This window comes from Pseudomonas sp. DWRC2-2, assembly GCF_049897885.1.
GTDB lineage: Bacteria > Pseudomonadota > Gammaproteobacteria > Pseudomonadales > Pseudomonadaceae > Aquipseudomonas > Aquipseudomonas azotoformans_A.
The window spans coordinates 232,249-254,754 of sequence record NZ_JAFCXD010000002.1 but is presented as its reverse complement, the minus strand read 5'-3'; the positions used below and the strand labels follow the sequence as shown (position 1 = coordinate 254,754).

The window sequence follows — 22,506 nt, the reverse complement described above, 5'->3', positions numbered from 1 at the left end:
CGGCGGGCATTCCATTTGCGACACCCCAAACATTTTTGTAGGACACCCCCTAATGCCCTGCGCGCCCGTGGCCGATACAAAAAGGCGGATTCTCTCCCCTGTGCCCGGAGCCTTCATGAAATTCAAGTCGATCCAATTTTCTGTCGCGGCACTGGCCGGGGCGATTGTCCTGAGCGTGGTCGCGGTGCTGGTGCTGTACGCCTTGTTTGCCGGAGCGCGGACCCAGGAGATGGTGCAGGATCGCACCCAGGTGCAGTTTGAACAGATCATCGAGCAACGCCTGACCGCCCTGGCCCAGACTCAGGCCACCCTGATCCAGCGCGAGCTGGAAGCACCGCTGGTGACCGCCAAGAGCCTGGCCACCGCCAACGCCCTGCTCGGCATGAAAGACGCCAAGGGCGAGCCGGCCCTGCAAGTCGGCCGAGAGCAATTGATCAACCTGCTGCATGAAACCGTGGTGCGCAACCCGAAGATCCTCGGCGCCTACATTGGCTGGGAGCCCAATGCGATCGATCACAACGACGCAGCCTATGTGAACAGCCCCATTGTCGGCATGGCCGCCGACGGCCGCTTCCTGCCGTGGTGGTATCGCAACGCCGATGGCAGCCTGGGCCTGGACAAGCTTGCAGACGTCAACGACCAGAACATTCTCTCCACCGGCGTGCGCGCTAGTGAGTACTACCTGTGCTCCAAGGAAAACAAAAAGGCCTGCGCCATCGACCCTGCCCCTTATAAGGTGGGCAACGCGATGGTGATGCTGGCTTCGTTCATCGAGCCGATCATGATCGACGGGACGTTCCAAGGCATCGTCGGTGCCGACTTGTCGGTGAACTTCATCCAGGACATGCTCACCAGCGCCGATCAAAAGCTCTACAACGGCGCGGGTGAACTGGCCCTGATCTCCAGCAACGGCCGCCTGGTGGCCTATACCAAAGACGCCAGTAAACTCGGCGAAAAAGCCAGCAACCTGCTCGACAGCAACGAACTGGCGAACCTTGGCCAACTGAAAGTCGGCGAAGTGCGCTACGACATCGACAAGGAACACGGGCATATCGAGCTGTTCCTGCCGTTCAATATCGGCCAGGCCGACGCGCGCTGGACGCTGATGCTGCAACTACCGCTCAGCGCCGTGATGGCTGATTCGCAGAAGCTGCAAAGCGACCTGGAAGCCCAGCGCAAGACCGACATTTTCGGCATGACCATCGCCGGTCTGCTGATCGCGGGTATTGGTTTGCTGGTGATCTGGCTGGTCGGCCACGGCATTGCCCGTCCGCTCAAGCAAATGGTCGCGATGCTCAATGATATCGCCCAGGGCGAAGGTGACCTGACGCGGCGCCTGACCAGTGACCGTGCCGATGAACTGGGCGCGATCGCCAGCGGCTTCAACACCTTCCTGATCAAGCTGCAAGGTATGATTACCCAGGTGGTGAGTTCGGTGCAGAAGGTCAGCGATTCCTCGGAACACACTGCCGACATCGCGATCCGTACCAACCAGGGCGTGCATAAGCAGATGGTGGAAATCGATCAGGTCGCCACCGCTGTGCATGAAATGACCGCCACTGCGCAAGATGTTGCGCGCAACGCCACCCAGGCCGCCCAAGCTGCCAGCCATGCCGACCAGGCCGCCAGCCAAGGCATGCGCATCGTGCGCGACACCTCCACCTCCATCGGCGCACTGGCCGAGGAAATCGGCAAAGCGGTGAGCGTGGTGCAAACCTTGGCCAAGGACAGCGAGAACATCAACGCCATCCTCACCGCGATTCGCGGGATTGCCGAACAGACCAACCTGCTGGCGCTCAACGCCGCCATCGAAGCAGCACGGGCCGGTGAGCAAGGTCGTGGATTTGCGGTGGTCGCCGACGAAGTGCGCAACCTGGCGCAGAAGACCCAAAAAGCCACCGAAGAAATCCAGACCATGATCCAGCAGTTGCAACAAGGCACGCGGGACGTGGTGCGGGTGATGGAGGACAGCCAGAACCGCACCGATGAAAGCGTGCAACACGCAGCCAAGGCGGCCGAAGCGCTGGAGACGATCACCCAGGCCGTCTCGGTGATCAACGACATGAACACCCAGATCGCCAGTGCCGCCGAGGAACAGAGCGCGGTGGCCGAAGACATTAACCGTAACGTGATCAATATCGGCCAGGTGGCCAATGAAGTGGCGGGCGGCGCGGATGAATCCAGCGCGGCCAGTGCAGACTTGACCAAGCTGGCGGAGCAGCAGCGCCGGCTGATCAATCAGTTCAAGGTCTAAGCCGGGGTCAGGCACTCCGGCCCATTGAGCTTGGGATCGTTGACCATGTTGGCCAGGACCCGTTCGCGCAACGCGACGGGTTCACTGGCCAGCAGGCCTTGCAATACCTGCAACGGCGTCTCGGGATCGAGCCAGGCTGCCTGCCCGGCCTCATCCAGAATCAGCGGGCGACGCTGGGCCTGCGCGGCCTGGGTCACCACCGCCGTACTCAGCCACACCTGTTCCTGCACCGGATACGCTTCCCAGATCGCGGCGAAAAACAACGTGGAGCCCTCCCCCGGCGTCAGCCAGTACGGGCGTTTGCGCTGGGTGCCGCGCCATTCGTAGAACCCATTGGCGGGCAGCAGGCAACGGCGCTGGCGGAACGCTTCGCGGAACATCGGTTGTTCGGCCAGGGTTTCGGCGCGGGCATGGGCGGGCGTGCGGGAAAGATCGGTCAACCACGGCGGCGTGAGGCCCCAACGGGCACGGGCCAGGGTGCGCTGACCGTCGGTGACGCGCTGGATCAGTACCGAATCATTCGGGGAAATATTCCACTGGGCCTGCTGGTCGGCCGGGAAGCCCGGCAAGGCAGCAAAGGCGGGGTTCCAGCGAAACAGGGCATAACGTCCACACATGGGGCAACACGACTCTTGGGTAAACCGACCGACAGCCTAACAGACCAGCACATCGGGGAAGCTGTCGGGTTCATCACCGGGCAGCGGTTGTGCGCCGATATAGGCAGTAATCAGCTCGCGGGCGTCCATGGCGCGGTCGTTGTCCACCTCCAGGCCCAGCAGGCCGAAAATAGGCAATTCGCCAGTGCCGCCGAGCAAATGACGGCCCACCAGATGCGCCTCGATGCCCTCGCTGGCGAGCATCTGTTGCAGCAACTCGCCTTCCATCAGGTTTTCCGGTTCGTAGATTCGCTGCATGGGTGTACCCGTTATTCGTTTTCGCTTCGGGTTTCGAGCATCCACTCTTCCCCATGTACCTGCAGATCGAAAATGATCGGCCGGCAACAGACCTGGCAGTCTTCGATATAGCGCTGGTCACCGCCAGATAAATCCACAGTTGTCTCGACCACTTCACCGCAATAAGGACAATCGTACGTCGCGTTTTCCAGCATCGCAGCCTCCAAGGTGACTTGTGCGTATAATCGCCGGTCTATTGACAGGGCTATTTTCGGCTGAGGCCATTCCTCAGTCCGCCCCCTGGTATTTCCTTTACTTACCCTAGCCGTTTCTAACAAGAGAGCATGATGGGCGAATTCGATACCATCCGACCTTACAACGACAGCGAAGTCCCGGCAGTGCTGGCACGTCTGTTCAGTGACAAGGCCTTTCTGGACATCCTGACCCACTTCCGCTTCCCGCGCTTTGCCGGCGCCCTGGGCTGGCTGCTCAAGCCGATGATCGCCCGCAAACTGCGCCGCGAGTTCGCTGGCGTCACCACCGTGGCCACGCTGCAGGACAAAGTCGAGTACTACGTCGACCACACCATTGATCGGGCGACCGACGGCGTGACCTACACGGGCGTCGAGCAGCTCAAGTCCGGCATGGCTTACCTGTTCCTGGCCAACCACCGCGATATCGTGATGGACCCGGCCTTCGTCAACTACGCCGTGTACCACGCCGGCCTGCCGACGCCACGTATCGCCATCGGCGACAACCTGCTGCAAAAGCCGTTTGTCAGCGACCTGATGCGCCTGAACAAGAGTTTCATCGTGCACCGCTCGATCACCGGGCGCAAAGAGAAGATGGCGGCGTATCAGTTGCTGTCGGCGTACATCAACCATTCGATCCGCAACGACGGTGCGTCGATCTGGATCGCCCAGGCTGAAGGGCGCGCCAAGGATGGGGATGATCGCACCGAGTCGGCGATCCTCAAGATGTTCCACGTCAGCCGCAAGGATGAGCCGTTTGCCGAGGTAATCCAGTCGTTGAACCTGACGCCGGTGTCCATCAGCTACGAATATGACCCGTGCGATTCAGCCAAAGCCCGTGAGCTGTACATCCGCGCCACCACCGGCACCTACAGCAAGGCGCCGGGTGAGGATGACGTGAGCATTGCCCTGGGCATCACCGGCTACAAAGGCCGCGTGCATGTGAACTTCGCGCCGCCGATCACTGAGCGTTTCGAAGACACCAAACTGCTGGCCGTAGAAATGGATCGGCAGATTCTCGGCGGTTATCGACTGTTTCCGGTGCATTACCTGGCCTACGCCCAGTGGAGCGATGCCGACCCGCAATTGCAGGTGCCGACCGCCGCCGAAGTGTTCCCGGCGGACGAACTGGCCAAGGCCAAGGCAGAGTGGGAGCGGCGCTTGAACGAATGCCCGGCCGAGCACCGCCCTTTCCTGGTGGTGCAATATGCAACGCCGGTGCGTAATCAGTATCGGGTCAAGGCCGGGATTGCCCTTTAAGGCTTAGAGGCGGGTGCTGAGCCAGGAGATGGCCAGCGCCAGCGCCAAACAGGCAAACCCTACGCGGTAAGCCAGACGATGCGCCCGTTCGGTGCGCACATCCAGAAACAACATCGGTTGGTCGATCGCGCGGTCTTCACCTTGCGCGGTCAGGTCGGCCAGTGCGCGCTGTTCGCGCAGGCGAGTAATGAACAGCAATGCAGCGCCTGGGCAGGCCACTGCTAACGCAACAACATTGGTCAATAATGCGGGCAGCGCCATCGCAAACCTCGGTAAAACAGTGTTTTGGTATCGGTTCAGATACAAACCTGAACGATAGTGGCCTCCGGCGCCGTAAATGCTCCCTCCCCCATTGACGGGTAATGTATCCAGTAATTTACGCCGTCACCTGAACGTCACCTTAACAAGCCACTCTGTTGCCCTTCGACGCTTAGGAGCTTGTCATGCTGCACGCGCAAAACCAGGATCGGCTGTACCTGATCGCCCAGAGTGATGAGCAAGAAGCACTGGTCGGCGGCCTCGCCTTCAACGTCCAGGACCGCCACTGGCTGGTGTATTGCGCCCTCGGCGGACACCAGCATGCGGACCTGCCGGAGACCGATCTGCTAACAGGGGTGAGCCTGCTGGATTTCTGTATCGACAGCGCCGCATGAAACTGGAGACGAAAAAAAGCCGGGCTCATCACTGAGCCCGGCTTTTCGTTGGATCGCTTATTGCGAGCTGAGCAACGAACCGATGCTTGGATCCTTGAACAGGCGGGTCAAGGCATCACTGAGGACGTCGCTGACCAGCTTGGTGTTGGTTTCCTGGTTCGGCGACATGCCGAAGCGCTGGTTCAGGGACGCACCGTAGCGACCGCTGTAGCGACGGGTGCCGGCGCTGACGTCAGACTTGAAGGTCGCGCCGATGGACGCTTCGGTCACGTACAGCCCGTCTTTCGGCGACTGATACTTCAGTTCAGCCAGGGTGATGGTCAGCTGCGGCGCACCCGGTGCGTTGGCGCTCGGGGTGAAACCCAGCAGGCGCACGGCGGCTTCAGCCTGGGCCTGCAGCTTGGGCAGCACGTCCTGGGCATTCACCGAGACCAGGGCGGTTTCCGGGTACAGGCCACCGCGCGAGCCGAGGGTCGGCGACGGACGACCATCCACCACACGCACCGACACCGGCTGGCCGTGACCCACTGGGGCCAGCTGCGTGGTGATTTTCGGCTCAGGGGTCAGTTGTTGCGGGCTGTTGGCGCAGCCAACCAGGGTCAAACTGGTCACAGTGATCAAACCGAACAACAGGCGTTGCAACATGCGCTTCTCTCCAGAAATCAGGATCCGACAGGCCGGCAGTATAGCGGGGCGCCACTGCGGGGAACTAGCATCAGTTACAACCTGAGACCGGTTGGCTGGGCGGCGGTTCGATGTCACCGATATGTCACACCCGTTACATGGGCTCGTCATCCCGGCCAGGCATGCTGGGTCCCAATCTCAGGAGGTTGATCGCCATGCATTTTCTCTGGTCATTGTTTACGCGCAAGCCCGCCCTTCGTCAGTTCGCCCTGCTCGATATGCAAGGTCGTTGCCAGGCCTTCAAAGAGTGCAGCCAGCCGCCTGTTGGCGACGGCTGGGTAGAAATCGATGAAATCCGCCTGAGCTGGATGCACCACCCGCTGCCGGCCCGTGCCCGCGTCAGCCCACGTCCTGCGCGGTCGCCCCGGCATCAGCCGTTGGCCGCCTGACCGAACGCCTAATAAAAGTCATAAAACACGCCCATTTCCCTGGCGTTCTTCGCTACAATCTCCCCCCGATTATAAGGACGTCTCCTGATCGGGCCTCGCAGCATCGTTAATGCCTCGGCACTAACCCCCCAATCGCCCACAGAGAGCCGCCCACACAGATCGAGTGAAGCTGGCGCGCTTGCTGTTTTCTTTGCAAACCATCCGCCTTTACCGAATCTGCCAGAGCTGCCATTGCGCTCGGCCACTTGAGTTGTTTGCCCGTTTTGCCGCGTGTCGGCTAGGGGCCAGGTGCCAGGCTGGGGCAGCCCTTTTTTGAGGTTCACGTCTTCAAAAGAGCGTGAAAAAACGGGTTTTCACAACTTCACAAGAGTGTGGCGAGCAAATGAATAGTTTGGCGTTTGTACAAGCACCATCAGCGTCTGGAACAGCCCAACCACACAGGACCGAGCACGCCTTAAAAACCGGAGCTTGAGCCTGTCCGCTACGGATTGGTTGCATGCATCGCACGCTTTGACCATAAGTCGAATTGCCACAGGCGCCCATGAATGCGTTCATAGGCAGATTAGCCCGGCAGGAAGCGTGCGCTGAACATGCAAAGAATTGCGAATCGGACATGGCGATCCTGGCCATGGGTAACCTGGGGCAACACGTGAATCGCCCCGTCACTCCTGGCAGCCATGCCGTCAATTTGGTGCTGCAGATTTTGGAGACGCGTTAAATGGCGCATAACGAAGCAGTCGACGTAGTACTGGTAGGGGCCGGCATCATGAGTGCCACCCTAGCCGTACTGCTCAAAGAGCTCGACCCCGGCCTCAAGCTGGAAGTCGTTGAGCTGATGGATTCGGGTGCAGCGGAAAGTTCCAACCCGTGGAACAACGCCGGGACCGGCCACGCCGGGCTGTGTGAGCTGAACTACACGCCGCAGGCCGCCGATGGCTCCATCGACATCAAGAAAGCCGTGCACATCAACACCCAGTTCGAGGTGTCGAAGCAGTTCTGGGCGTACCTGACCAAAAAGGGCACCTTTGGCTCGTCCAAGTCCTTTATCAGCCCGGTGCCGCACCTGAGCTTCGTGCAAGGCGACAAAGGCGTGGACTTCCTCAAGAAGCGCTTTGAATCCCTCAGCCAGCACCACGCGTTTTCGGACATGCACTACACCGAAGACCGTAGCGAAATGGCCGAGTGGATGCCGCTGATGATGCCGGGCCGCCCGCTCGACGAAAAAATCGCGGCCACCCGCGTGATGAACGGCACCGACGTCAACTTCGGCGCGCTGACAAACCAACTGCTCAGCCACTTGACCAGCTCGCCCGACGCCCAGGTCAAGTACTGCAAGCGCGTCACCGGCCTCAAGCGCAGCGGCGCGGGCTGGACCGTGAGCATCAAGGACGTCAACAGCGGTAACAGCCGTGAAGTGGACGCCAAGTTCGTGTTCCTCGGCGCCGGCGGCGCGGCCCTGCCGCTGCTGCAAGCCTCGGGCATCGAAGAAAGCAAAGGTTTTGGCGGCTTCCCGGTCAGCGGCCAGTGGCTGCGTTGCGACAACCCGGACGTGGTCAAGCACCACCAGGCCAAGGTCTACAGCCAGGCTGCCGTGGGTTCGCCGCCGATGTCCGTGCCGCACCTGGACACTCGCGTGGTGGATGGCAAGAAATCCCTGCTGTTCGGGCCATACGCCGGTTTCACCACCAAGTTCCTCAAGCACGGCTCGTTCCTCGACCTGCCGATGTCGATTCGCGCCGGCAACATCGGCCCGATGCTCGCCGTGGCCCGCGACAACATGGACCTGACCAAGTACCTGGTCAGCGAGGTGCGCCAGTCCATGGAACAGCGCCTGGAATCCCTGCGTCGCTTCTACCCGGAGGCGAAAGCCGAAGACTGGCGCCTGGAAGTGGCCGGCCAACGGGTGCAGATCATCAAGAAAGACCCGAAAAAAGGCGGCGTGCTGCAATTTGGCACCGAGTTGGTCGCGGCCAAAGACGGCTCGCTGGCTGCGCTGCTGGGCGCGTCCCCGGGTGCTTCGGTGACCGTTTCGATCATGCTGGAACTGATCGAGAAGTGCTTCCCAGGCAAAGCGGCGGGTGAATGGGCCGCCAAGTTGCAGGAAATTTTCCCGGCACGGGAAAAGGTCCTGGAGACGGACGCCGAGCTGTATCGCAAGATCAACGCGCAGAACAACATCAGCCTGGAGCTGGTTGAACCTGCCGCCGAGACCGAAAGCTACGCTTGAGGCACCATAAAAAACGCCCCGCTCTCAACCTGAGAACGGGGCGTTTTTTTATGTCTCGGATAATCAGCCGCGAGCGTTTTCGATCAGTTCGATGTACTCGTCCGCGTTGCGCTGGTCCTTGATCAGGTCGACGAAGGTCTGGCCATGCTCATCCTTGCCGTCGAGGTCCAGGCCCGCTTCCTTGAAAAAGCCCAGGAACCGCTCGAAATCGTCGATACGCAGGCCACGGTAGGCCTTGATCAGTTTGTGCAGGGACGGGGAAGTCGCGTCGACCGGCTCGAAGTCCAGGAACAACTTGATCTGATCGTCGCCGATCTCGTCACCAATCACCTGTTTCTTATCTTTACGCATTACCGACTCCAGCCAGCAGACATTTACACGGGGTTTGAAGTCTACCTGCGGGGCGCGGGCTTGTGTAGGCGGGGCTACCTGGCCTTTACAGCGCCGGTGTGCAGATCCGCCCAGATGTGGCCATTGGCGTAGCTGAGAAACTGCACGTACACCGTGTCATTGCGCAGCAGGTCGACAATCACGCGGTATTGAGCCACCGGGTAGGACAGTGTCAGGGTTTTGCTCTTGTCATCGTAGGCCGGTTTTTTCAGGCTTTTGCTTTCGGCGTCGAAATTGAGCACCACTTGAGCGATAGACGCGCCTTTGTTCAGGGACTTGCCCTTGAGGCGGATCATCAGCGGCGAAGTCACCGGGATCGGCTGCTGGCTGGACTGGCGCTGGTTGCCGACCACCACCGTGTACTCGGTAACTTGCAGCAATTGCTGCTGGTCCGGCGCTTCGGCGCGCAGGTTCAGGTCGTCCGAGGGCAGGAATTGGCTGTGCATCGGTGCCGGCGCCGCGGCCAGCGGCAGGCTGAGGGTCAGCGCCAGGGCGGCGCAGGTGCGAATCAACAGGCTCATGGGCCGCTCCGGCAAGATGGGCCCAGCACTGTAGCTCAATCGAACTGGGCAAGCATCCAGCGCTGATACTCGGCTACGCCGGCATCGCCTTCGCGGGGGGCCCAGTCGGCCAGTTCGCCTTCGCCCACCGGGCGATACGGGCCAGCCTTGCACTCGAACATCACCGTGTCGGGCGCAAGCACCACCAGGCCGTGGAACACGCCAGGTGGAAGATCGACCCCAGCGCATTCACCACCAGCCTGCAAGACGCGCTTGGTGAGCACTTCGCCGGACTCACTGAACACCAGCAAACCCAGGCTGCCTTGCAGCACAAGCAAGGTTTCCGCCTTGTCCGCACTCAGGTGTCGATGCGGCGGCACATAAGTGCTGGGTTGCAGCCCTACAGCCAGGCGATGGCAAGGTTCTTCCATCTGATGGAAGTTATGATGGTGCCGGCCACGAGGGCTGGCGCCCGCTTTCTCGGCCAGTTCGGCAAACAGCGTCTGATCCAGAAAGCGGGCCATGGCTTACATCCCTTTGACGGCGTAGATGCCATTGGCGTTGCGCCAGTAGCCTTTGTAGTCCATGCCGTAACCGAAGATATAGCGGTCGATGCACGGCAGGCCGACATAATCGGCCTTCAGGTCTGGGCGGGCTTTGCGGTCGTGGTCTTTATCGATCAGCACGGCGGTGTGCACGTTGCGCGCGCCGGCGTGTTTGCAGAAGTCGATGATCGCGCCCAGGGTGTGGCCCTCATCGAGAATGTCGTCGATGATCAGCACGTCGCGGTCGATGAACGAGACTTCCGGCTTGGCTTTCCAGAACAGGTCGCCGCCGCTGGTTTCGTTGCGATAGCGGGTGGCGTGCAGGTAGGAGGCTTCCAGCGGGAATTGCAGATGAGTCAGCAATTTGCCGGCGAAGATCAGGCCACCGTTCATCACGCAGAAGACCACCGGGTTGGTGTCGGCCATTTCGCGGGTGATGTGCGCGCCGACCTTGGCGATCGCCTCTTCGACTTGCGCTTCGGTGTACAGGCAGTCAGCCTCGCGCATGATTTGACGGATATGCTCGAGATCAGCGGACATGGCGCTCTCCAAGGGGGTGCTGTGGCAAGAAAAGCGGGCGAAGGTACGCTTCTCGTGCGCTCCGAGCAAGCCTTAATGGACTAACGTACTAGATGTCTATAGGACAACACCCTCGGATAGATTAATCTAGGCCGGTTTTTTTGCCCGCCGCCGGAGCCTTTCCCATGCCCACTCGCGAGATCCGCCACCCGCTGATCCGACACAAGCTCGGCCTTATGCGCCGCGCCGACATTAGCACGAAGAACTTCCGTGAGCTTGCTCAGGAAGTCGGAGCGTTGCTCACTTACGAAGCCACCAAGGATTTGCCCCTGGAAACCTACGAGATCCCCGGTTGGGCCGGTCCCGTCCAGGTGGAGAAAATCGCTGGTAAGAAAATCACCGTGGTCCCGATCCTGCGCGCCGGTATCGGCATGCTCGAAGGTGTCCTCAGCCTGATCCCGGGCGCCAAGGTCAGCGCCGTGGGCGTAGCCCGCAATGAAGAGACGCTGGAGGCCCACACCTACCTGGAAAAACTCGTTCCGGAAATAAACGAGCGCCTGGCGATGATCATCGACCCGATGCTGGCCACCGGCAGTTCCATGGTTGCCACCATCGACCTGCTGAAAAAAGCCGGTTGCCGGGACATCCGCGCCATGGTTCTCGTCGCTGCGCCTGAAGGCATTGCGGCCGTCGAGAAGGCCCACCCGGACGTGCAGATCTACACCGCATCCATCGACGAGCGCCTGAACGAACACGGCTACATCATCCCAGGCCTGGGCGATGCCGGTGACAAGATCTTCGGCACCAAGCAGAAGGACGCGTGAGCATGCAGGATGAATTCAACGACCCGCTTTGGCGCCAGATCCTGTCTGGCGCACAAATGCTCTTCGTGGCATTTGGCGCGCTGGTGTTGATGCCGCTGATCACAGGTCTTGATCCAAACGTCGCACTGTTCACCGCGGGCCTGGGCACGTTGCTGTTCCAGGTGGTGACAGGGCGGCAGGTGCCGGTATTCCTGGCGTCGAGCTTTGCGTTTATCACACCGATCATTCTCGCCAAGGGCCAATTCGGCCTCGCGGCGACCATGGGCGGCGTGATGGCGGCCGGTTTCGTTTATACCTTCCTGGGTCTGGCGGTGAAGGTCAAAGGCACCGGTTTCATTGACCGGCTGCTGCCGCCCGTGGTGATCGGGCCGGTGATTATTTCCATCGGCCTGGCCATGGCGCCCATCGCCGCCAATATGGCGATGGGTAAAGCCGGCGATGGTGCCGAGCTGATTCACTACCAGACGGCAATGATGATCTCGATGCCAGCGCTGCTGACCACGTTGATCGTGGCGGTGTTCGGCAAAGGTATTTTCCGCCTGGTGCCGATCATCTCCGGCGTGCTGGCGGGTTTTGCCATGTCGTTCTACTTTGGCGTGGTCGACACGGCGAAGATCGCCGCCGCACCATGGTTCGCCCTGCCCCACTTCACCGCGCCGGAATTCAACTGGCAGGCGATCCTGTTCATCGTCCCGGTGGCCCTGGCCCCGGCAATCGAGCATATCGGTGGTGTGATTGCGGTCGGCAGCGTGACCGGTCGCGACTACCTGAAGAAGCCCGGCCTGCATCGCACCCTGCTGGGCGACGGTATTGCCACCACGGCCGCCGGCCTGTTTGGTGGTCCGCCTAACACGACCTACGCGGAAGTGACTGGCGCGGTGATGCTGACCAAGAACTACAACCCGAAGATCATGACCTGGGCGGCGGTGTTTGCCATCAGCCTGGCGTTCATCGGCAAGTTCGGCGCACTGCTGCAGAGCATCCCCGTGCCGGTGATGGGCGGGATCCTGTGCCTGCTGTTCGGTTCGATCGCGGCGGTGGGCATGAACACGCTGATCCGCCACAAGATCGACCTGGGTGAGGCGCGCAACCTGGTGATCGTGTCGGTGACGTTGGTGTTCGGCATTGGCGGTGTGCTGGTCGGCACCGGCACCGGCCCGGATGATTTCGGCCTCAAGGGCATTGCCCTGTGTGCGGTGGTAGCGATTGGCTTGAACCTGCTGCTGCCGGGCAATGATGGTTGGAAGAACAAGAAGCCGGATGAGCCGTTGATCTGACGGTTGAGCCAATAAAAATGGGAGCCCACAGGCTCCCATTTTTGTTTCAAGCGTCGGTGTTACAGCTCACCAAGGCCATCGATCAACGCCTGGTTCTGCTCCGGCGTACCAATGCTGATCCGCAGGAACTGCGCAATCCGCGCCTGCTTGAAGTGCCGCACGATCACACCTCGCTCACGCAACTTGGCCGCCAGGCCGGCAGCGTCGTGCTTGGGGTGACGAGCAAAGATAAAGTTCGCTGCCGACGGCAACACTTCAAAGCCCTTCGCCTCCAACTGCCCGACCACCTTGTTGCGGCTGTCGATCACCAACTGACACGTCTTGTCGAAATACTCACGGTCCTCGAACGCCGCCGCCGCACCGACAATCGCCAGGCGATCCAGCGGATAGGAGTTGAAGCTGTTCTTGACCCGCTCCAGCGCCTCGATCAGGTCCGGATGGCCCACGGCCAGGCCCACGCGCAAACCGGCCAGTGAGCGCGATTTTGACAGGGTCTGGGTCACCAGCAGGTTCGGGTAACGGTCCACCAGGCTGATCGCGGTTTCGCCGCCGAAGTCGATATAGGCTTCATCAACCACCACCACCGAATCCGGGCTGGCCTTGAGGATCTGCTCGACCGCATCCAGCGCCAGCACGGTGCCGGTCGGCGCGTTCGGGTTGGGGAAAATGATCCCACCGTTGGGCTTGGCGTAGTCCGCCACACGAATCTGGAACTGCTCGTCCAGCGGCACCGGGTCGGATTGAATGCCATAAAGGCCGCAATACACCGGGTAGAAGCTGTAGCTGATATCCGGGAACAGCAGCGGCAGGTCGTGTTGGAACAGGCCGTGGAAGATATGGGCCAGGACTTCGTCGGAACCGTTGCCGAGGAACACCTTGCCAGCATCGATCCCGTAATACTTGGCGACTGCCTGCTTGAGCAGGTCGCTGTTGGGGTCCGGGTACAGGCGCAGGTTGTCGTTCAACTCCGCCTGCATCGCCGCCAACGCCTTGGGCGATGGGCCGTAGGGGTTTTCATTGGTGTTGAGCTTGACCAGTTTGGTCAGCTTGGGTTGCTCGCCGGGCACGTAAGGCACGAGGTCCTTGACGAAAGGGCTCCAGAATTTGCTCATGTCTCAGTTCCCCTTCTCTTCAAGGATGCGGTATTCGGCGCTACGGGCGTGGGCGCTCAGGGATTCACCACGGGCCAGCACCGAGGCGGTCTTGCCCAGCTCGGAGGCACCCTGTGGCGAACAGAAGATGATCGATGAACGCTTCTGGAAGTCATAAACCCCCAGCGGCGACGAGAAACGCGCAGTGCCGGACGTCGGCAGCACGTGGTTCGGGCCTGCGCAGTAGTCGCCCAGCGCTTCGCTGGTGTGGCGGCCCATGAAGATCGCACCGGCATGGCGGATCGACGGCAGCCAGGCTTGTGGATCGGCGACGGACAGCTCCAAGTGCTCCGGCGCGATGCGGTTGGCCACTTCGATGGCCTGCTCCATGTCGCGCACCAGGATCAACGCGCCACGGCCATTGATCGACTTCTCGATGATCTCGGCGCGGTCCATGGTCGGCAGCAACTTGTTGATGCTGGCGGCGACCTGGTCGAGGAACGCGGCGTCCGGGCTGACCAGGATCGCCTGGGCGTCTTCGTCGTGCTCGGCCTGGGAGAACAGGTCCATGGCGATCCAGTCCGGGTCGGTCTGGCCGTCGCACACCACGAGAATTTCCGAGGGGCCAGCGATCATGTCGATACCGACCTGGCCAAACACGTGACGCTTGGCGGTGGCGACGTAGATGTTGCCGGGACCGACCACCTTGTCGACCTTCGGCACGCTTTCGGTGCCATAAGCCAAGGCTGCAACGGCTTGGGCGCCACCGATGGTGAACACGCGGTCGACACCGGCGATGCAGGCAGCGGCCAGCACCAACTCGTTGATTTCACCGCGCGGAGTCGGCACCACCATGACCACTTCGGTCACGCCTGCCACTTTGGCCGGGATGGCGTTCATCAATACCGACGACGGGTAGGAAGCTTTACCGCCTGGCACGTACAGGCCGGCACGGTCCAGCGGCGTGACCTTCTGGCCCAGCACGGTGCCGTCGGCCTCGGTGTAGCTCCAAGAGTCTTGTTTCTGCTTTTCGTGGTAGCTGCGCACCCGCGCCGCCGCGACTTCCAGGGCTTCGCGCTGAGGTGCAGTAATGCGCGTCAGGGCCAGCTCCAGGCGTTCACGGGGCAGGATCAGGTCGGACATCGACGCGACGTCCAGGCCATCGAACTGGCGGGTGAAGTCCACCAGCGCCGCATCACCGTGCTCGCGCACGGCCTTGATGATGTCGAGCACTCGCCCGTTGACCGACTCGTCGGACACGCTTTCCCAGCTCAGCAGATGATCCAGATGATGGGCGAAATCCGGGTCGGCAGCGTTGAGTCGGGCAATTGCAGTGGACGTGGTCATAGCGAGGGCCTCAATAGAATTGGCAAAAACTCAGGCGCCCTAAACTAGCAGTCGTTTCCGCTTGGGCACCTGAGAATTCTGGCTATGAGGCGGATAGACGGGCGCAGCCTTCCGGCTACGCGGGTAAGTCAACCGCGGTGTCGCGACTCCACTGCCTTGCGCAGGGTGTCGATCAACGCCTGGATACGGGCGTGCTGCATCTTCATCGAGGCTTTGTTGACGATCAGGCGGGAGCTGATGTCGGCAATGAAGTCTTGCGGCTCGAGGCCGTTGGCACGCAGGGTGTTGCCGGTGTCGACCACGTCGATGATCTTGTCGGCCAGGCCGATCAGCGGCGCCAGCTCCATCGAACCGTAGAGTTTGATGATGTCGACCTGACGACCCTGTTCGGCGTAGTAACGCTTGGCAACGTTGACGAACTTGGTCGCGACGCGCAGGCGGCCTTTAGGCTCGACGTCGCCAACACGGCCGGCGGTCATCAGCTTGCACAGGGCGATACGCAGGTCCAACGGCTCGTACAGGCCCTGGCCACCGTATTCCATCAGCACGTCCTTACCGGCGACACCGAGGTCGGCCGCGCCATGTTCAACGTAGGTCGGCACGTCGGTAGCCCGCACGATCAACAGGCGAACGTCGTCCTGGGTCGTGGGGATGATCAGCTTGCGGCTCTTGTCCGGATTCTCGGTCGGCACGATGCCCGCTTCAGCCAGAAGCGGCAAAGTGTCGTCAAGGATGCGGCCCTTGGACAGTGCGATGGTCAACATGGGAAACGTCAGTCCTTCATCAGGCTATTGCTGCCCGGTCGCAAACGGCGCCGGACACAGATCGAGGCCATGACAGCCTCGATTTGGAACAAATTCAGCATACTGCTTCTTTAATTTGTAGTGAGCGGCGCGGGGCAAGCCCGCTCACTACAACGGCAACTAGCCCGGTACGCGGCGGATTTTTGCGCCGAGCATCTGCAGTTTTTCTTCGATGCACTCGTAGCCACGGTCTATGTGGTAGATGCGGTCGATCAAGGTGTCGCCTTCGGCGATCAGCGCCGAGATCACCAGGCTGGCCGAAGCCCGCAGGTCGGTGGCCATCACTGGCGCGCCCTTGAGTTTCTCGGTGCCAGTGACGATGGCGGTGTTGCCTTCGACCTGGATCTTCGCGCCCATGCGGTGCAGCTCGTACACGTGCATGAAGCGGTTTTCGAAGATGGTCTCGATCACGGCGCCGGTGCCTTCGGCAATGGCGTTCAACGAGATGAACTGCGCCTGCATGTCGGTCGGGAACGCCGGATACGGAGCGGTTCGCACGTTGACGGCTTTAGGACGCTTGCCGTGCATGTTCAGCTCGATCCAGTCTTCGCCAGTAGTGATTTCGGCACCGGCTTCGCGCAGTTTTTCCAGGACCGCTTCCAGGATGGTCGGATCGGTGTCCTTGACCTTGACACGGCCACCGGTCACGGCGGCGGCAACCAGGTAGGTGCCGGTCTCGATACGGTCTGGCATCACCTTATAGGTGGCGGTGTGCAGGCGCTCTACACCATCGATGGTGATGGTGTCGGTGCCAGCACCGGAAACCTTGGCACCCATGGCGTTCAGGAAGTTGGCCAGGTCGACCACTTCCGGCTCGCGCGCGGCGTTCTGCAGCACACTGCGGCCTTTGGCCAGGGCAGCGGCCATCATGATGTTCTCGGTACCGGTCACGCTGACGGTATCAAAGAAGAAGTTCGCGCCACGCAGGCCGCCTTCCGGCGCCTTGGCCTTGATGTAGCCGCCTTCGACGTCGATGACCGCGCCCATGGCTTCGAGGCCACGGATGTGCAGGTCCACCGGACGCGAGCCGATGGCGCAACCGCCAGGCAAAGCAACTTCGGCTTCACCGAAACGGGCAACCATAGGGCCCAGCACCAGGATCGACGCACGCATGGTTTTCACCAGTTCGTACGGGGCGATCAGGGTCTTGATGGTGCGCGGGTCGATTTCGACGGCCAACTTCTCGTCGATCACCGGCTCAATGCCCATGCGACCGAAGAGCTCGATCATGGTAGTGATGTCGTGCAGGTGCGGCAGGTTGGCCACGGTGACCGGGCCATCGCACAGCAGGGTCGCTGCCAGAATCGGCAAGGCGGAGTTTTTTGCACCGGAGATGCGAATCTCGCCATCAAGGCGGGCACCGCCGGTAATAATCAATTTATCCATAAGAATCTCGACGCCTTGGGGGCTCAGGTGCGCTCGGCCCAGGCCGCGCGGCTGAAAAATTTCATAGTGACCGCATGGATGCTGCCATCGGTGATCCACGGGTTCAAATGGGCATAGATCTGCTGTTGACGCTTGACCGGGCTCAGTGCCGCCAGTTCATCGCTAATCACGTTCAGCTGGAAGTTGCAGCCTTCGCCTTCAACTTCAACGGTCGTTTCCGGCAGCTTTCCTTCAAGAAAGCTCTTAACTTCTAGGGCCTGCATGCTCAACCTCTATCGGCGCCCAGTGCGCGCGGGTCGCACATCATACAAAAAAGCCCCGCGCCTGCGAACCCCGCATAGCAGGACTCTGACGGGGGGCCTCTCTAATAATGTGTATTAAGGATGCGCCAGCAGCTCGGTCAAGCCGGAAACTTCGGCGATTTCACGCATGTCTTCGGGCATTGCACGAATGCTGACCGGCTTTTTGGCCGCTTCAGCATCGCGCAAGAAGCACAGCAGCAACGACAAACCGACGCTACTGGACTTGGTCACCGCCGAACAATCCAGCACCAGCGCGGGGGCGGAGCTGGTCTTGATCAGTGCCTGACCCTGCTTGCGCAGCTCAGGCCCCGTGCGGTAATCCAGCACGCCGCTGATGAACAGCTCGCCGGCATCGCCCAGACGAACAGCCGCCTCAGTCATTGCGCAGGCTTCCCGGCTTCTTTATCGGACGTTTCCTTGGCCTTGGCGACTTCACCGGCCCAACCATTGATGGTTTTGTCCAGGTCGTTGCCGTTGCGCTGCATGGCGTCGGCGAACTGATCACGGAATAGCTTGCCGATGTTGATGCCGTTGATGATCACGTTACGCAGCTTCCACTCGCCGTTGACCTTCTCCAGGGTGTACTGCACAGGGTAGACGGCGCCGTTATTGCCCTTGACGCTCATGTTGACGCTGGTGCGATCACCGGACTCATCGCCGGCTGGAGCGACGGTGATACCCTGGTTGTTGTACTCAAGCAAAGCGTTGCCGTAGAACTGGAACAGGCCACGCTTGAAGTTTTCCTGGAAGGTCTGCATCTGCGCCGGAGTCGCCTTGCGCGAATACTTGACCGTCATGATGCTACGGGAAATGCCCTCGGCATCGACGACCGGGCCGACAATGGTGTTGAGCGCGTCGTAGAACTTACTCGGATCTTGCTTGTACTGCTCTTTATTGGCAGTCAGGTCAGCCAGCATTTTGTTGGTCGTGTCCTGCACCAGATCGTGGGCAGAACCTGCAGCGTTAGCCATCAGCGGCAGCGCTGCCAACAACACCAGCAGGCCACGTCGCAAGGTAGAGATCATGAACAGATTCCTCATTTGGCGTCTTTATTGACCGTATTGAGCAGGAATTTACCGATCAGGTCTTCAAGCACCAGCGACGACTGTGTGTCGTGGATTGTCGAGCCATCCTTGAGCAGGGCTGTTTCCCCACCCACGCTGACACCGATGTATTTTTCGCCCAGCAGACCCGCAGTGAGGATAGATGCAGTGGAGTCAGTCGGCAGATTATCTACCTTCTTGTCCAGTTGCATGGTCACTCGCCCGGTGAAGCTGTCGCGATCCAGATCGATTGCCGTGACCTTGCCGATTGTTACACCGGCCATGGTCACTTTAGCTCTGACAGTCAAACCGGCGATATTGTCGAAGTATGCGTAAAGTTTATAAGTATCGGCGGTGGGGCTCGCCGACAGGCCACTGACGCGCAGGGCCAACAACAATAAAGCCAGGATGCCAGCCAGCAAGAAAAGGCCGACACCGATTTCCACAGTGCGGTTTTGCATCAGAAATCTCCAAACATCAAGGCGGTCAAAATGAAGTCAAGGCCCAGTACCGCCAGCGAGGCGTACACAACGGTCTTGGTGGTGGCGCGACTGATCCCTTCTGAAGTGGGCTCACAGTCGTAGCCTTGGAATACGGCGATCCAGGTGACGACGAAGGCGAAGACGATGCTCTTTATGATGCCGTTGAGCACGTCACCGCTGAAGGTCACGCTGTTTTGCATGTTGGCCCAGTAGGAGCCGTCGTAGACGCCCAGCCAGTCCACCGCCACCCACGAACCGCCCCAGATACCCACCACGCTGAAGATCATCGCCAGCAGTGGCAGGGAAATGAAGCCGGCCCACAGGCGTGGGGCAACAATGTACTTGAGCGGGTCCACGCCGATCATTTCCAGGCTGGACAGCTGTTCGGTGGACTTCATGTTGCCGATTTCGGCAGTCAGCGCCGAACCCGCACGCCCGGCGAACAGCAAGGCGGTGACCACCGGCCCCAGTTCACGCAACAGCGTCAGGGCGACCATCTGCCCGACCGCTTGCTCCGAACCGTAGCTGGAAAGAATATTGAAGCCCTGCAACGCCAGCACCATGCCGATGAACACCCCGGAGACCACAATGATCACCAGGGACATCACGCCGACCGAATGCAGCTGCTTGATAAGCAGGCCAAAGCCGCCACCAATGCCGCCGCGACCGAGCAGGGCGTGGAACAGGAAAATCGTCGAACGGCCGAGCACTTCGACAATGTCGATACCCGAGCGACCGAAAAGGCGAACCTTCTCGATAAGAGATGTCTTGCGCATCAGCGCTTCCCCAGAAGATCTGAGCGGTAATCCGCTGCCGGAAAGTGAAAAGGCACCGGGCCATCGGGATCGCCGGTCATGAATTGGCGAATGCGCGGGTTGTCGGCGTTCATCAGCTCTTCAGGCGTGCCCTGCCCCAGCACCTGGCCATCGCCGACGACATAGAGGTAATCGGCAATGCTCGCGGTTTCTGCAAGGTCATGGGAGACCACGATGCTGGTGATACCCAGCGCATCATTGAGCAGGCGGATCAAACGCACCAGCACGCCCATGGCGATGGGGTCCTGGCCGACAAAGGGCTCGTCATACATGAGGATTTGCGGGTCGAGGGCGATGGCGCGCGCCAGGGCCACACGGCGCTTCATGCCGCCGGACAGTTCGTCAGGCATCAGGTCGATGGCACCGCGAAGCCCTACGGCCTGCAGTTTCAGCAACACAATGTCACGAATCATTTCATCGGACAGTTGGGTATGCACCCGCAGCGGAAAAGCCACGTTCTCGAACACGTCGAGGTCGGTAAACAGCGCACCGCTCTGGAACAGCACGCCCATATGCTTGCGCGCATCGAACAGATCGCTGCGCGACAGCGTCGGCAGGTTCTGGCCATTGACCCACACTTCGCCGGCACTGGGCCGCAATTGCATGCCCATCAGGCGCAACAGGGTGGTCTTGCCGCAACCGGAAGGCCCCATGATGCCCGTGACCTTGCCGCGCGGAATGCGGATATCGACGTTATTGAAGATGCTGCGCGTCCCGCGCTTGAAGGTCAGTCCCTTCAGCTCGACCGCGTAGGCGTTATCGGCACTCATCTAAACTCCTTGGGATGCAGCCTCTCACTCAGACACCACGCTTGCGACAAACGTTTGCAACCGTTGTGCAATAGTTGGCACGTGGGCTGGGCGGACCGAACTGGCGGCGAACTATATCACTGCTGGTACAAGGCGCCCAAGGCCGGAACAGCGCTTGTTCAGATTGGGGACAGGGAAAAATCGTTGCTTAGGATGAATCTCAGGCGCATTGCGAACAAACCCTGACGAACTAGCGTGAGGGAATTGATCATTACCGCTATAATCGCCGACTTTTCGTCAGGCTATACGATTTCAGACATGAGCCAATCCAGCGACCTTATTCAATCCGCACAACGCACCATCCGCCTCGAGCTTGAAGCCGTAGAAGGCTTGCTGGCGCATATCGACGCAGATTTCGTACGCGCCTGCGAGATGATTCTGGCCAGCAAAGGCCGCGTTGTCGTGGTCGGCATGGGCAAGTCGGGCCACGTCGGCAACAAGATCGCCGCCACCTTGGCCAGCACCGGGACCACCGCTTTTTTCGTGCACCCGGCCGAAGCCAGCCACGGCGACATGGGCATGATCACCAAGGATGACATCATCCTGGCGCTGTCCAACTCCGGCACAACCAACGAAATCGTGACCCTGCTGCCACTGATCAAGCGCCTGGGCATCCAGATGATCAGCCTCACCGGCAATCCGGATTCGACGCTGGCCAAGGCCGCCGAAGTGAACCTGAATGTTCACGTGGCCCACGAAGCCTGCCCGCTGAACCTGGCACCGACCTCCTCCACCACCGCCGCACTGGTCATGGGCGATGCCCTGGCCGTGGCGCTGCTGGAAGCCCGCGGGTTTACCGCGGAAGACTTCGCGTTTTCCCATCCGGGTGGCGCCTTGGGCCGTCGCCTGCTGTTGAAAGTGGAAAACGTCATGCATTCCGGTGATGAATTGCCTCACGTCCAGCGCGGCACCTTGCTGAAGGACGCGCTGATGGAAATGACCCGCAAGGGCTTGGGCATGACCGTGATCCTGGAAGCCGACGGCCGCCTGGCCGGGGTCTTCACCGACGGCGACCTGCGTCGCACCCTGGACCGCACCATTGATATCCACACCGCCACCATCGACGCGGTGATGACCCCCCACGGCAAGACCGCCCGTCCCGAGATGCTGGCAGCCGAAGCCTTGAAAATCATGGAAGACCACAAGATCGGCGCACTGGTGGTGGTCGATGGCAATGACCACCCGATCGGCGCCCTGAACATGCACGACTTGCTGCGTGCGGGAGTGATGTAAATGACCAGCGACCTGTTGCAACGCGGCAAGAACATCAAACTGGCGATTTTCGACGTTGATGGCGTGCTGACCGATGGCCGCCTGTACTTCCTCGAAGACGGCAGCGAATTCAAGACGTTCAACACCCTCGACGGCCAGGGCATCAAGATGCTGATGGCGTCGGGCGTGCAAACGGCGATTATCAGCGGCCGGAAAACCCCCGTTGTGGAACGCCGCGCACAAAACCTGGGGATTCCTCACCTGTATCAGGGCCGCGAGGATAAACTGGTGGTTCTGGACGAGCTTCTTGGCCAACTCAACCTAAGCTATGAGCAGGTCGCCTACTTGGGCGATGACCTGCCAGACCTGCCGGTGATCCGTCGAGTGGGCTTGGGCATGGCCGTCGCCAACGCGGCGGCGTTTGTTCGCGAGCACGCCCATGGCATCACCACCGCCCGTGGCGGCGAAGGTGCCGCCCGCGAGTTCTGCGAGCTGATCCTGCGTGCCCAGGGCAGCCTTGAAGCGGCCCACGCCGCCTACTTATAGAGCG

The 22,506-nt window shown here is 60.6% G+C and carries 28 protein-coding genes and 1 pseudogene; 10 read left to right on the top strand and 19 right to left on the bottom strand.

What is annotated here, in order from left to right; translation table 11 throughout:
* Positions 1–52: 52 nt before the first annotated feature.
* Together ACP7EW_RS09710 and ACP7EW_RS09705 are read left to right on the top strand one after the other, a co-directional pair.
* A pseudogene (locus tag ACP7EW_RS09710) lies at positions 53–1,396 on the top strand (HAMP domain-containing protein); the annotation flags it as partial.
* A 15-nt stretch (positions 1,397–1,411) separates the two neighbouring features.
* Positions 1,412–2,254 (top strand): methyl-accepting chemotaxis protein, encoded by an 843-nt coding sequence (locus ACP7EW_RS09705; RefSeq protein ID WP_371317952.1) that lies wholly within the window; start codon positions 1,412–1,414, stop codon positions 2,252–2,254.
* Here the strand turns inward: ACP7EW_RS09705 and ACP7EW_RS09700 are convergent.
* From ACP7EW_RS09700 to ACP7EW_RS09690, 3 genes are read right to left on the bottom strand one after another with little or no spacing between them, the layout of a single operon-like run.
* Positions 2,251–2,871 carry an SOS response-associated peptidase gene (locus ACP7EW_RS09700; protein ID WP_426216693.1) on the bottom strand — a complete coding sequence of 207 codons (621 nt, stop codon included), beginning with the start codon at positions 2,869–2,871 and terminating at the stop codon, positions 2,251–2,253. The two genes, ACP7EW_RS09705 and ACP7EW_RS09700, sit on opposite strands and share 4 nt — an antisense overlap.
* Positions 2,872–2,907: 36 nt before the next feature.
* The gene (locus ACP7EW_RS09695; protein ID WP_033899411.1) at positions 2,908–3,168 is read right to left on the bottom strand and encodes a putative signal transducing protein; all 261 of its coding nucleotides are present in this window, start codon (positions 3,166–3,168) and stop codon (positions 2,908–2,910) included.
* 11 nt (positions 3,169–3,179) lie between these two features.
* Entirely contained in the window at positions 3,180–3,362 is a 183-nt protein-coding gene (locus ACP7EW_RS09690) for a CPXCG motif-containing cysteine-rich protein (RefSeq protein ID WP_177112875.1), read from the bottom strand.
* Positions 3,363–3,494: 132 nt separating this feature from the next.
* Here ACP7EW_RS09690 and ACP7EW_RS09685 point away from each other — a divergent pair, with 132 nt between their 5' ends.
* The gene (locus ACP7EW_RS09685) at positions 3,495–4,658 is read left to right on the top strand and encodes a 1-acyl-sn-glycerol-3-phosphate acyltransferase (protein WP_426216691.1); all 1,164 of its coding nucleotides are present in this window, start codon (positions 3,495–3,497) and stop codon (positions 4,656–4,658) included.
* Positions 4,659–4,661: 3 nt separating this feature from the next.
* On the opposite strand, the gene ACP7EW_RS09680 is transcribed toward ACP7EW_RS09685, so the two are convergent.
* Positions 4,662–4,919: a hypothetical protein gene (locus tag ACP7EW_RS09680; protein ID WP_426216689.1), complete on the bottom strand. Its 258-nt coding sequence runs from the start codon at positions 4,917–4,919 to the stop codon at positions 4,662–4,664.
* A 182-nt stretch (positions 4,920–5,101) separates the two neighbouring features.
* Between ACP7EW_RS09680 and ACP7EW_RS09675 the strand changes: the two genes are divergently transcribed.
* A complete protein-coding gene (locus ACP7EW_RS09675; protein ID WP_033899405.1) occupies positions 5,102–5,311 on the top strand; it encodes a hypothetical protein in 210 nt (69 codons plus the stop codon).
* Between the two features lie 57 nt (positions 5,312–5,368).
* Here ACP7EW_RS09675 and ACP7EW_RS09670 read toward each other — a convergent pair whose 3' ends face one another.
* On the bottom strand, positions 5,369–5,956 hold the full coding sequence (locus ACP7EW_RS09670; RefSeq protein WP_038849873.1) for a YajG family lipoprotein: 588 nt from the start codon (positions 5,954–5,956) through the stop codon (positions 5,369–5,371).
* A 194-nt stretch (positions 5,957–6,150) separates the two neighbouring features.
* Between ACP7EW_RS09670 and ACP7EW_RS09665 the strand changes: the two genes are divergently transcribed.
* Positions 6,151–6,384, top strand: coding sequence for a hypothetical protein (locus ACP7EW_RS09665; RefSeq protein ID WP_426216687.1), 234 nt, complete (start codon positions 6,151–6,153; stop codon positions 6,382–6,384).
* A 718-nt stretch (positions 6,385–7,102) separates the two neighbouring features.
* Entirely contained in the window at positions 7,103–8,611 is a 1,509-nt protein-coding gene (gene mqo, locus ACP7EW_RS09660; RefSeq protein ID WP_426216686.1) for a malate dehydrogenase (quinone), read from the top strand.
* Between the two features lie 63 nt (positions 8,612–8,674).
* On the opposite strand, the gene ACP7EW_RS09655 is transcribed toward mqo, so the two are convergent.
* The 4 genes from ACP7EW_RS09655 to ACP7EW_RS09640 form a co-directional block, all read right to left on the bottom strand.
* The gene (locus tag ACP7EW_RS09655) at positions 8,675–8,962 is read right to left on the bottom strand and encodes a PA4642 family protein (RefSeq protein WP_016976601.1); all 288 of its coding nucleotides are present in this window, start codon (positions 8,960–8,962) and stop codon (positions 8,675–8,677) included.
* A gap of 74 nt (positions 8,963–9,036) precedes the next feature.
* A complete protein-coding gene (locus ACP7EW_RS09650) occupies positions 9,037–9,522 on the bottom strand; it encodes a hypothetical protein (protein WP_426216684.1) in 486 nt (161 codons plus the stop codon).
* A 35-nt stretch (positions 9,523–9,557) separates the two neighbouring features.
* Positions 9,558–10,025 (bottom strand): WbuC family cupin fold metalloprotein, encoded by a 468-nt coding sequence (locus tag ACP7EW_RS09645; protein ID WP_426216682.1) that lies wholly within the window; start codon positions 10,023–10,025, stop codon positions 9,558–9,560.
* Positions 10,026–10,028: 3 nt separating this feature from the next.
* Positions 10,029–10,586: a hypoxanthine-guanine phosphoribosyltransferase gene (locus ACP7EW_RS09640; RefSeq protein WP_038849867.1), complete on the bottom strand. Its 558-nt coding sequence runs from the start codon at positions 10,584–10,586 to the stop codon at positions 10,029–10,031.
* 164 nt (positions 10,587–10,750) lie between these two features.
* Here ACP7EW_RS09640 and upp point away from each other — a divergent pair, with 164 nt between their 5' ends.
* Positions 10,751–11,389, top strand: a complete 639-nt coding sequence (gene upp, locus ACP7EW_RS09635) for a uracil phosphoribosyltransferase (protein ID WP_010213094.1) — start codon at positions 10,751–10,753, stop codon at positions 11,387–11,389.
* Positions 11,390–11,391: 2 nt separating this feature from the next.
* The gene (locus tag ACP7EW_RS09630; protein WP_426216680.1) at positions 11,392–12,666 is read left to right on the top strand and encodes a uracil-xanthine permease family protein; all 1,275 of its coding nucleotides are present in this window, start codon (positions 11,392–11,394) and stop codon (positions 12,664–12,666) included.
* A 59-nt stretch (positions 12,667–12,725) separates the two neighbouring features.
* Here the strand turns inward: ACP7EW_RS09630 and hisC are convergent, their stop codons facing one another.
* The 10 genes from hisC to ACP7EW_RS09580 form a co-directional block, all read right to left on the bottom strand.
* Positions 12,726–13,778 carry a histidinol-phosphate transaminase gene (hisC, locus tag ACP7EW_RS09625; protein ID WP_426216678.1) on the bottom strand — a complete coding sequence of 351 codons (1,053 nt, stop codon included), beginning with the start codon at positions 13,776–13,778 and terminating at the stop codon, positions 12,726–12,728.
* A 3-nt stretch (positions 13,779–13,781) separates the two neighbouring features.
* Positions 13,782–15,104: a histidinol dehydrogenase gene (hisD, locus tag ACP7EW_RS09620; RefSeq protein ID WP_426216676.1), complete on the bottom strand. Its 1,323-nt coding sequence runs from the start codon at positions 15,102–15,104 to the stop codon at positions 13,782–13,784.
* A 128-nt stretch (positions 15,105–15,232) separates the two neighbouring features.
* Positions 15,233–15,868, bottom strand: a complete 636-nt coding sequence (gene hisG / locus ACP7EW_RS09615; protein ID WP_003188599.1) for an ATP phosphoribosyltransferase — start codon at positions 15,866–15,868, stop codon at positions 15,233–15,235.
* Between the two features lie 159 nt (positions 15,869–16,027).
* Positions 16,028–17,293, bottom strand: coding sequence for a UDP-N-acetylglucosamine 1-carboxyvinyltransferase (gene murA, locus ACP7EW_RS09610; protein ID WP_010213103.1), 1,266 nt, complete (start codon positions 17,291–17,293; stop codon positions 16,028–16,030).
* Between the two features lie 23 nt (positions 17,294–17,316).
* Entirely contained in the window at positions 17,317–17,556 is a 240-nt protein-coding gene (locus ACP7EW_RS09605) for a BolA family protein (protein WP_003188597.1), read from the bottom strand.
* Between the two features lie 114 nt (positions 17,557–17,670).
* Positions 17,671–17,976 carry an STAS domain-containing protein gene (locus ACP7EW_RS09600; RefSeq protein WP_426216674.1) on the bottom strand — a complete coding sequence of 102 codons (306 nt, stop codon included), beginning with the start codon at positions 17,974–17,976 and terminating at the stop codon, positions 17,671–17,673.
* Positions 17,973–18,620: an MlaC/ttg2D family ABC transporter substrate-binding protein gene (locus tag ACP7EW_RS09595; protein WP_426216672.1), complete on the bottom strand. Its 648-nt coding sequence runs from the start codon at positions 18,618–18,620 to the stop codon at positions 17,973–17,975. The genes ACP7EW_RS09600 and ACP7EW_RS09595 overlap by 4 nt, the downstream gene beginning before the upstream one ends.
* An 11-nt stretch (positions 18,621–18,631) precedes the next feature.
* On the bottom strand, positions 18,632–19,099 hold the full coding sequence (mlaD, locus tag ACP7EW_RS09590; protein WP_003171814.1) for an outer membrane lipid asymmetry maintenance protein MlaD: 468 nt from the start codon (positions 19,097–19,099) through the stop codon (positions 18,632–18,634).
* The gene (gene mlaE, locus ACP7EW_RS09585; RefSeq protein WP_010213107.1) at positions 19,099–19,896 is read right to left on the bottom strand and encodes a lipid asymmetry maintenance ABC transporter permease subunit MlaE; all 798 of its coding nucleotides are present in this window, start codon (positions 19,894–19,896) and stop codon (positions 19,099–19,101) included. The genes mlaD and mlaE overlap by 1 nt, the downstream gene beginning before the upstream one ends.
* Positions 19,896–20,705, bottom strand: a complete 810-nt coding sequence (locus ACP7EW_RS09580; RefSeq protein ID WP_003171811.1) for an ATP-binding cassette domain-containing protein — start codon at positions 20,703–20,705, stop codon at positions 19,896–19,898. The genes mlaE and ACP7EW_RS09580 overlap by 1 nt, the downstream gene beginning before the upstream one ends.
* 297 nt (positions 20,706–21,002) lie before the next feature.
* On the opposite strand from ACP7EW_RS09580, the gene ACP7EW_RS09575 reads away from it, so the two are divergent.
* Positions 21,003–21,977 (top strand): KpsF/GutQ family sugar-phosphate isomerase, encoded by a 975-nt coding sequence (locus tag ACP7EW_RS09575; RefSeq protein WP_033899378.1) that lies wholly within the window; start codon positions 21,003–21,005, stop codon positions 21,975–21,977.
* Complete coding sequence (locus tag ACP7EW_RS09570; RefSeq protein WP_010213109.1) at positions 21,978–22,502, top strand: KdsC family phosphatase; 525 nt, start codon at positions 21,978–21,980, stop codon at positions 22,500–22,502.
* Positions 22,503–22,506 lie beyond the last annotated feature (4 nt).